The organism is Actinomadura sp. 6K520 (assembly GCF_004349245.1).
Taxonomy (GTDB): domain Bacteria; phylum Actinomycetota; class Actinomycetes; order Streptosporangiales; family Streptosporangiaceae; genus Spirillospora.
Genome location: NZ_SMLC01000224.1, coordinates 1 through 9656 on the forward strand (window position 1 = coordinate 1; position 9656 = coordinate 9656).

General features: G+C 71.0%; 8 protein-coding genes and 1 tRNA gene. 4 read left to right on the forward strand and 5 right to left on the reverse strand.

The window, feature by feature from the left end; all coding sequences use genetic code 11:
• From E1289_RS33605 to E1289_RS33615, 3 genes are all read right to left on the reverse strand, one after another.
• On the reverse strand, positions 1-2336 hold a 2336-nt coding region (locus tag E1289_RS33605; protein WP_243713319.1), incomplete at its 3' end, for a xyloglucanase.
• A gap of 197 nt (positions 2337-2533) precedes the next feature.
• A complete protein-coding gene (locus tag E1289_RS33610; protein ID WP_131987523.1) occupies positions 2534-4039 on the reverse strand; it encodes a serine/threonine-protein kinase in 1506 nt (501 codons plus the stop codon).
• Positions 4036-5574 (reverse strand): serine/threonine-protein kinase, encoded by a 1539-nt coding sequence (locus E1289_RS33615; RefSeq protein WP_207929322.1) that lies wholly within the window; start codon positions 5572-5574, stop codon positions 4036-4038. The genes E1289_RS33610 and E1289_RS33615 overlap by 4 nt, the downstream gene beginning before the upstream one ends.
• A gap of 242 nt (positions 5575-5816) precedes the next feature.
• Here E1289_RS33615 and E1289_RS33620 point away from each other — a divergent pair, with 242 nt between their 5' ends.
• On the forward strand, positions 5817-6224 hold the full coding sequence (locus E1289_RS33620; RefSeq protein ID WP_131987525.1) for a hypothetical protein: 408 nt from the start codon (positions 5817-5819) through the stop codon (positions 6222-6224).
• Positions 6225-6238: 14 nt separating this feature from the next.
• Complete coding sequence (locus tag E1289_RS33625; protein WP_131987527.1) at positions 6239-7093, forward strand: alpha/beta hydrolase; 855 nt, start codon at positions 6239-6241, stop codon at positions 7091-7093.
• A gap of 129 nt (positions 7094-7222) precedes the next feature.
• Here the strand turns inward: E1289_RS33625 and E1289_RS33630 are convergent.
• A tRNA-Arg gene (locus E1289_RS33630) sits at positions 7223-7295 on the reverse strand.
• 183 nt (positions 7296-7478) lie between these two features.
• Between E1289_RS33630 and E1289_RS33635 the strand changes: the two genes are divergently transcribed.
• Positions 7479-7889, forward strand: coding sequence for a hypothetical protein (locus E1289_RS33635; RefSeq protein WP_131987529.1), 411 nt, complete (start codon positions 7479-7481; stop codon positions 7887-7889).
• Positions 7890-7971: 82 nt separating this feature from the next.
• Positions 7972-9009, forward strand: a complete 1038-nt coding sequence (locus E1289_RS33640; protein WP_131987531.1) for a D-alanyl-D-alanine carboxypeptidase family protein — start codon at positions 7972-7974, stop codon at positions 9007-9009.
• Between the two features lie 38 nt (positions 9010-9047).
• On the opposite strand, the gene E1289_RS33645 is transcribed toward E1289_RS33640, so the two are convergent.
• On the reverse strand, positions 9048-9467 hold the full coding sequence (locus E1289_RS33645) for an MscL family protein (RefSeq protein WP_131987533.1): 420 nt from the start codon (positions 9465-9467) through the stop codon (positions 9048-9050).
• Between the last annotated feature and the right edge of the window lie 189 nt (positions 9468-9656).

A 9656-nucleotide genomic window follows, 5' to 3' on the forward strand; every position in this document is an offset into this window, starting at 1 on the left:
GTCGTGGGCGGGTCGGTGGTGGGTGGGGTCGTCGGCGCGGTGTCGGACGTGTCACCGTAGATGACGCCGCGGCCGTTCGTGCCGAGATAGACGCGGCCGTAGACGCGGGGGTCGCCGGTGAGGGCCTCGCCCGCGTTGCCGTACCGGTGCTGGTCGTCGTTGATGCGCGTCCAGGTACCGCCCGCGTCGTTCGACCGGAACAGCCCGGTCACGCCGCCGACCGTCCCCATCAGGTAGACCGCCTGATAGCTTGCGCCCGGGGCGGCCTTGCCGAAGCCCACGTTCACGGCGTCGGAGATGTTCGAGATCTTGGTGAAGCTCGCGCCCGAGTCGGTCGAACGGAACAGGCCGGTGTCGCCCGCGAGCCAGATGTCGCCCTCCTCGCCGGGCACCGCCTTGAAGTGGACACCGCTGGACGGCAGCCCGGACGCCGCCGCCGCGAACGACGCGCCTCCGTCGGTGCTGACGTAGAAGCGGCCGCCCGAGACCGCGTAGAACTTGCTCGCGTTCACCCGGTCGGACTCGACGATCGCGTTGGCGGGCACACCGGTCGACGGGCTCCAGCTGGTGCCGAACCCCACCGAGTGGACGACGGGCTGGCCGCTGTCACCGGGGGCCCACACGAAACGGCCGCCGTCCGCTGCGGCGGCGACCGTCCCGCCGTTGTTGACGCCGCCGGGCTCGGTGCCCTGGAACCAGTTCGCCCCGCCGTCCGTCGAGAACGCCACGTGGCTGTCGTTCGGACGGTCGGAGTCGGTGAAGTTGCCCGCCCGCACGACCACGCCCGGGTCGGCCTCGGCGTAGTCGAGGCTGGTGGTGCTGGTGAACACGGGCTGGGTGAACATCGTCCGCGGCACGGACCCGAGGTCGGCGTGCCGGAACCCGCCGATGTCGCCGAGCCCGCTGATCAGCGGTGCGCCGGACGGCGGGCTGACCAGGTCGAGGACGGCGGTCTCCTCCAGTCCCCGCACCATCGGCCGGATCCCGATCTGGCCGCCCGCGTCCCACCGGGTGAGGTCCTCGGTGCCGTAGATCGTCGCGCCCGTCCCGTACATCAGCCGGTCGGAGTCGAACGGGTCGATCTCCACCGACTCGTTCATCCAGCCGAGCTTCGGGGCGACCTCGGGCGGCGACGGGTTCGCCCCGAACGTCAGCCAGGGCACTTCCGAGATGTCGTGGGTGTAGCGGAAACTCCGGTCCGGGTAGCTCGTCCAGTCCCAGATGCGCGTCCAGGACGCCCCGGCGTCGGTGCTGCGCCACATGACCATGTCGGGCCACCAGGACACCTGCGTGGCGACCATCAGCGTTTCGGGGTCCTGCCGGTCGATCGTCAGGCCGCTGTAGCCGAAGTACGCGTCGGAACTGCTCGATGGCACGGGGCTGATCTGCGTCCACGAACCCGAGCGCGTGTCCAGCTTCCACACGTCGCCCTTACCGCCGTCGTACGGGCCCGCCGTGTCGCTGGTCGCGATGTAGAGGACGTGGTTGGCCGCGTCCAGCACGCCCTTGTGCGCGATGTAACCGGTGGGCTGGCCGGGCACCCGCTCCCAGGTCGCGCCCGCGTCGGTGCTGCGGTAGACGGTGTTCTCCTTGTCCGCGACGCCGGCGTAGATCGTCCTGGTCGGTGCGCCCGCCGTGCCGTCGCTCTCGTCGAACGTCACCCAGACCACGCCGGGCCGGTGGCTGCCGTAGCCGCTGCCGTCGCCGGGATCGTCGGCGTAGTCGCCCGGGTTGGGGAAGCTGTTCACCTCGGCCCAGGTCGCGCCCTGGTCGGTGCTCCGCCACAACCCGTTGCCCTCGGGCGTCCCCAGGTAGAGCACCCGGTTGTCATGGGGATCGACCGCGAGCCGTTCGCCCATTCCGCGTCCCGGCATGTTGCCGCCCAGCTTGAACGGCAGTTCCGCGACCCGCCACGTCCTGCCCCGGTCGGACGAGCGCAGCACCGCGCCATTGTTGGGATCCCAGTCGTTGGTGTACATGCCGACGGCCGCGTAGACCCGGTTCGCGTCCACCGGGTCGGCGGCCAGGCTGATCACGCCGTTGTACCCCCACCTGTCCCAGCCGACCCAGTCCAGCAGCGGCACCCACCGCCTTCCCGGCTGGTCCCACCGGTAGGCCCCGCCGATGTCCGTGCGCGCGTAGACGAGGTCTTTCTCCTTGCGGCTGAAAACGATCCCGGGGACGAATCCGCCCCCGTCGATCCGCACGTTCTGCCAGGCATAGGTCTCGGCGGCCGGTGCGCTGGGCGCGGCGGTCGCCACCCCCACCACCGGCCCGGCGACCAGCGCCAAGGTGACCGCGACGGCCCCCGCCGCACGAGTGAACGATCTTCGCATCGGACAAGCCCTCCAGATCGGCGACACCGCTGCCCAGGAGGGTGATCGAAGCGATTCGACTCGTCAACGTGTTTCACCGCGCACCATCGCCGCCCGGGGGATCACCCGGGCGACCAGCCCGAACGAGGCCCGCTCCAATGAAAGGCCGCCCGCCGGATTTCACCGGCCGCCGGAGAAAAGCCGGACGGCGCCGGTTCTCAGGAGCGTTCGATGGACGTGCGGGCCCACCGCGCCGCCTTGAGGGCCAGTTCGCCCTGCCGTCCCCGTCCGGTGCCGTACCGGATCTCGGACACCAGGTTGCCGACGCCGAAGAAGACCACGGAGTCGCCGTCCGGGCCGGTCGTCGCGAAGGCGGCCTCGCCGAGGCCGGGGAGCGGGGTGACCGGCTCGGTGGCGCCGGCCCGCTCCGCGGCCAGCAGCCCGCGGGCCGCGGCCGTGCTCGCCGCGGTGCGGAGCGTGAGCCGGAGCCGCTCGTCCCCCTCCGCGACCGGGGAGGTCTGCCAGACGCACTCCTTGCGCGGCTGTCCCGTGGCCGGGTCGGGGCTCTCGTCGGCGTGGTTGTGGAAGGTGCGCACCAGCCCGCCCGCCTGCTCGGCGCTGATGAGCCCGCACGGGGAGGGCGCGGTCGCGAAACGTACCGGTTCGGCCGTGCCCGGGGACGAGGACGGTGTCTCCCGCGTCACCGGTGCCGGCGGCTCGGCCGGATCGCGAAGCGCGATGACCAGGACGGTCACGGCGACCACCACCGTCGCCACCGTGCCGACGAGGGCCGCGATGATCCACGGCCGGGCGGTCCGCGGCGGCCCGGCGGGCACGGTGGGACGTCCGTCATGGCCGGGACGGGGCGACGTGGGCGGGTCGAGCAGCGGGGGAGGAGCCGTGCGCTCGCCCGTCACCAGGGCACGCAGGTACGCCTCGGCCGCTTCCGCGTCGAGACGCGCGGCCGGGTCCTTGACCAGGAGCCGTCTCAGCAGCGGTTCGAGCGGCCCGGCGGCGCGGGGCGGATCCGGCGCGTCGGTCAGGACGGCCCCGAGAGTCCCCATCATGCTGCCGCGGGCGAAAGGCGGACGGCCTTCGGTCAGGGCGTAGAGCGTCGCCCCCAGGGACCACAGGTCGGAGGCGGGACCGCTGAGGTCGTCCCGCACCCGTTCAGGCGCCATGTAGGCCGGGGACCCGATCAGCGAGCCCGGTCGCGTGAGCGTCGCCTCGCCCTCAAGCGCGGCGATGCCGAAGTCGGTGAGGACGGCGCGCCCGTCCTCGCGGAGGAAGATGTTGGCGGGCTTGACGTCCCGGTGCAGCACCCCTTGGGCGTGGGCGGTGCGGAGGGCTCCGAGGATCTCCAGGCCGATGCGTGCCACCCGCCCGGGCGGCAGCGGGCCGCTGTCGGCGAGCACCGCGTCCAGGGAGCGGCCGGGAAGCAGGTCCATGACGATGCACGGCCCGCCCCCCTCGACCACGACGTCGTGCACGGTGACGATCGACCGGTGCTGCAGCAATGCGGCCGCCCTGGCCTCGCGCAGGGCGCGCTGTGCCGCCTGGTCGCGCTGCTCGGGGCTCAGCTGGCCGGGGAGCAGGAGCTCCTTGACCGCCACGTCCCGGCCGAGCAGCTCGTCGCGGGCGAGCCAGACCACGCCCATGCCGCCCTCACCGAGGCGCCGGACGAGCCGGTAGCGGCCGGCGAGCGTGCGGGGCGGCGCGGTCACGCCGCCGCCCGCGCGATCCGGCGCGCCGCCTCGTGCGCCTCACCCGGAGACGCGGTGCCGCGCTCGTACATGTGCTCGATCCGCAGCACCGAGTTCTTCACGCGGAGCACGACACCGGAGATGTCCATGGTCTTCGACAGGCCCGTGGAAGTGTAGGAGAAGGCTTCGTCGCCGACCCCGGTGAGGGTCTGCGCCCCGGTTTTCCGTGCCCGCACGTGGTCGACGTCGATTTCGGGCCATCCCCAGTAATGGACCCCGGGCCTGGCCGCGTTCTTCGTGCTCACGAATCTGTTGTGCGCTTCGGCGGGCGACCGCGGCGGCGGGGCACCGGTCGCACGGCCGAGATCGGTGATCGCGACTCCGCGTTTCGAAGCGGCCCACCCACAGGATTTCTCGTCTTCCTCGATCTCGGGTCTCCCCTGCCGGAGCAACCGGCTTATCTGCTGCCTGGTGAGGAGGCCGCACAGATCGAGCGCGGGCGAGGACGGCGTCGCGGACGGTGTCGCGGGCGGGGTGGCCCGCGGGCTGGACGGCGCCGCCGCTCCCTGGGGCGCCCGGGGCTTGTCGTCCCCATCGGAGGCTCTGACGGCCAAAGTGCCGATGAACAAGGTGCCGGACGTGACCAAAGCGACGCCTGCCGCGATGGGAATCCAGATCCGCCGAGGGTCTTTCCTCGGGGGAGCGGGCGGAGGCATCGGGGCGGCACCGGGCAGCCCGGACGGCAGCCCGGCGGACACGTTCCGCAGAACCCGCCGCACGTCCTCGGTGTTCGGCCGCGAGGACGGCTCCTTCTGCAGCAGATACCACAGCAGCGGTGCAAGCGACCCGGCCCGCCGCGGCGGCGCCGGTTCCTCGGTCAGCACGGCACCGAGCGTCGCCATCGAACCGTCCCGTTCGAACGGCGGCCTTCCCTCGACCGCCGTGTAGAGGGTGGCGCCGAGCGACCAGAGGTCGGACTCGGGGCCGCCCGGTCGCTCCCGCAGCCGCTCAGGGGCGATGTAGCCGGGCGAACCGACGAACGTCCCGGTGCGGGTGAGGCCCGGGTCCGCCTCGATGCTCGCGATGCCGAAGTCGGTCAGGACGACCCGGCCGTCCTCGGCGAGGAGCACGTTGCCGGGCTTGACGTCCCGGTGCACGATGCCCTTCTCGTGCGCGGCCTCCAGCGCGTCCAGCACCTCCAGGCCGATCCGGGCGGCCGCCTGGGGCGTGCGCGGGCCGTCCCGCCGGAGCACCTCGCCGAGGGACGCGCCGCCCACCAGCTCCATGACGATCCACGGGCGCTCGTCCTCGATCACCACGTCGTGCACGGTGATGACGCCGGGATGGTCGATCAGCGCCGCCGCCCGCGCCTCCCGCTGCGCCCGCCCGGTCGCCACACGGCGCTCCTCCGCGGTGAGGACGGCCGGGAAGACGATCTCCTTGACCGCCACGGTGCGGCGCAGCGTCTCGTCCACGGCCGACCAGACCGTGCCCATGCCGCCGCTCCCGAGCCGTTCCCGGAGGCGGTACCGACCGGCGAGCACCCGTTCGGACATCTGAGCCCCGGTCCTTCCCCGTCGATCCGAGCGCGTTGCACGACGTCTGCCCCGTCCCTGCCCGGACCGTGGGCGGCCCGACCGAGACCGCAACACGGTAGCGCCTGGAGATCACCCCGGACGAAGCGACGAAATGCCCCACTTTGACCAGATATTTGACCTCGACTCCCCGTGTGTCGCTATCGGCCGGGTATGGCGTCCGCCGACGGCTGAGGCACCCAGCGCGGGGAGGAGCCCTGACCATGACCGCACCACCCGAGGCCAGGCCGGCCCAGGAGTGGGCTGACGCCTTCGCGGCGGCCAGCAACGACGATCCCGAGATCCAGGCCCACGGAAAGTACTTCACCTGCACCTACCTCCTCGACGCCACCGAGCGCGGCTACGCCATCAAGGTGGAGTCAGGGCGGGTCACGGAGGTCACGCCGGACCCGGGCCCGCTCGACGTGCCCTACCAGTTCGCGATCCGCGCGAGCGCCGACACCTGGCGCGGCTTCGGCGAGCCCGTGCCGGCGCCGATGCACCACGGAATCTGGGCCGCCAGCTTCCAGCGCGACATGCGGCTGGAAGGGGACGTCCTGGTCCTCATGCAGAACCTGCGCTGCATCACCCGGCAGATCGAACTGCTCCGCGTCGTCGGCTCACCGGTCTGAGGAAGGAGAGCATCGTGAGCAGGATTTCCCCGGTCACCGGGCACTACGTGACCGTCGAGGTCGACGGCCTGGAGTACAAGGTCTTCTACCTGGAGAACGGCACCGGGCAGCCCCTCGTCTGCCAGCACACCGCGGGATGCCACAACCACCAGTGGCGCGGCCTGCTGGAGGACGCGGAGATCACCGCGAACCACCGCGTGATCGCCTACGACCTGCCCCGCCACGGCAAGTCCGACCCGCCGGAGAACACCGAGTGGTGGAAGGAGGAGTACAAGCTCACCGCGGACCACTTCGTCAACTTCATCGTCGCCCTCTGCGACGCCCTGGAACTCGAGGACCCGATCTTCATGGGCTCCTCCTTCGGCGGCAACGTCGCACTCCAGCTGGCCCTGCGCCATCCCGACCGCTTCGCGGGCGTCCTGTCGGTCGAGGGCGCCGACTACTCACCCGGCTTCTACCTCGACTGGTGGCAGCACCCGCACGCCAACGCGGCCCAGGTCTGCGCGAGCGGCGTATGGGACCTGATGGCCCCCCAGTCACCCGAATCCGACCGCTGGAAGACCTGGTTCTACTACTCCCAGGGCTCCGAAGCGTTCAAGGGCGACCTGCACTTCTACTCCGTCGACCACGATCTCCGCGAGGACCTGGACAAGATCGACGGCGACCGCTGCCCCGTGGTGATGCTCACCGGCGAGTACGACTACCTGACCACCCCGGAGGACAGCGCCCGCACCGCCGACGCGATCCAGAACGCCACCTTCATCAAGATGGAGAGAATCGGCCACTTCCCGATGAGCGAGAACCACCCGGCCTTCCGCGACTACCTACTGGAGGCCCTGAAAACCCTGCAGACCAAAACCCCCGCCTGACTTCTCAGGGGCACCGGCCGCTCTGGACGCCTCCGTCAGGGCGTCACGGGTCGGTTGACGAGTCGGCGAGGGAGTGCGGCTGAAGCACGGAAGGCCAGGTGCGGCAATCGCGACCTGGCACTGCCTGGGCGCCTCCGGCAGGATTCGAACCTGCGACACCCGCTTTAGGAGAGCGGTGCTCTATCCCCTGAGCTACGGAGGCATGTCGTCGCTCGCGGCAAGAGCGTAGCGGACGGCACCTACAGGGTAGGGGACGGAACCCGTTGCGCGCTCCCTCTTAAGGGGCGGCTGGGCTCTAGGCCAGGTGGGGCCCCGGTCTGTACGCTTCGGTGCCGTGAAGGGTCGGCATCGTGGGCAGCCCCGTGGCAGGTCTGCCGAAGACGAGGTGGATGACCGCCCGCCCGGCGGCAGGCGGAGGCTCGTTGTCGCCGCCGTCTCCGGCGCGCTCGTGGTCGCGGCCGCTTTGATCGTTTTCGGGGTGCGCGGTGAGTCGGCGGACGAGCAGCCGCAGACGGCGGCCACCTCCGTGCAGCAGCAGGTGCCGGTCATCCCCGGGGCCGAGCCGACGTACGGGGAGTACGTGCTGCCCGAGGCGGATCCGCAGGTGGCGACGAAGGAACCGCCGACGCCGGCCCCCGTCCCCCGGACCACGCCGAGCAGGACGAAGCCCGCTCCGACTCCGACGCCGTCCCGCTCCAGGACGAGGAGGCCGTGTCCGCCGGAATGGCAGGACGTCTGGTGGATGCGCCGGTGGTGCGACGATACCCGTGATCGCGATGGTCACCGTGGCCGCTGAACCGATTACGCGCAGGTGATCGTAGAACGTGTAGTACCGTTCTGCCGCTGTTCCGCATTCGGGCATCAGGAGGAAAACCACCGTGCCGAACCCCCGGTCGGCGGCGCTGACCGCGGTCTTCCTGGTGATGACCATGCTCTCACCGCACGGTGTCGCCGTCGCGGCCGACGCCGACACCGTGGAGTCGCTGCGCCGTGAGGCGTCGAAGGCCAGCAGCGAGCTGGAGAAGGCCACGAAGCAGATGCAGGCCCGGAAGAAGGACCTCGCGGCCTCCCAGGTCAAGCTGCGCAGCACGCTCAAGGACCTCGCGGTGGCGGAGGCGGAGCTGAACCGGATCCGCGAGCCGCTGGCCAGGCTGGCGAACAGCTCCTACCAGCAGAGCGGGGCCGTCGGGTCGATGTCCATCTTCGGCGGCGGCGATCCGGGCCAGGCGCTGCGTTCGACGGCGGACGTGACGCTGCTCGCCAGGTCGCAGCAGGCACTTGTGGACCGTGCCGACGAACTGCAGTCGCGGCGCAAGCGCCTCGCCTCGACCGCCCAGGAGCTGCAGTCGCGCAACGCGGTCGAGCAGACCCGCCTCCAGCAGGAGGTGGCCGGGCTGAAGACCAAGTCGGCGCAGCTCACCAAGCAGCTCAACACGATGCTCGACAAGCTGTCGGTGAGCCGGCTGAAGCGGCTGCAGCTCAAGTGCGATGAGGGCCTCGCCACCGAGGCCAAGCAGTTCCCCAACGGGCTGATCCCGTCGAAGTACCTCTGCGCTCTGCCGCAGAAGGGGCATCGCCTCCGCGCGGACGCCGCGCTCGGCTTCTACAAGCTGAACGCCGCCTACAAGCGCCGGTTCGGCCGCGACATGTGCGTCACCGACGCGTACCGGAGCCTGTCCGAGCAGCACGCGGTCTACGCGCGGAGGCCCGGTTTCGCGGCCGTCCCCGGGACGAGCAACCACGGCAAGGGGCAGGCCCTCGACCTCTGCGGCGGCATCCAGAGCTCGGGTTCCATCCAGTTCAACTGGATGGAGGCCAACGCCGAGAAGTACGGGTGGTACCACCCGGCGTGGGCCTACAGCAATCCCTTCGAGCCCTGGCACTGGGAATTCGGCACCGAAGGCGACTACGAGTAACCCACCTGCCGGAAGAACGCGGTGCGGGGTGAGTGCCTCTAGGTGGCCGTGGGGGTCTCGGTGGCGGGGGTCACCTCGGCGGTGCAGTGGCGGCAGCGGCGGGCCCTGAGCGGGATGGCGCTCAGGCACTGCGGGCAGTCGCGTTCGGTGGCCTCCTTGGCGCGGTCGAGCCGCTCGATCAGCTTGGTCGTCGGGAGCACCACCAGGAAGTAGACGATCGCCGCCGTGATGGTGAACGCGATCGCCGAGGTCAGGAAGATCCCGTACGGGAACTCGGTGCCGTTGATCGTCACGGCCAGGTCCGTGTAGTCGGGCTCGCCGCCGAGCAGGGCGATCAGCGGGGAGATGAACGAAGCCGCGAAGTCCTTGACGAGGCCGGCGAACGCGGCCCCCACGACGAACGCGACCGCCAGTTCGACGAGGTTGCCGCGAAGGAGGAACTTCTTGAAACCACTCATGCCGGCTCCGGACTCTCGGGGGGATGCGCCATCCCGTTGCGGTGGGCGCGCAGGAACGGCTACGGATCGTAATGAAACGCCCCGTGACATGCCAAGCCGGCCTCCACCCACCGGCCAGGCCGAGCCCGGGCGGTGGGGATGGCGCTGGCGGGCGCGATGGCGTTGGCGGTGGGGTGGTCAGGGTGACGG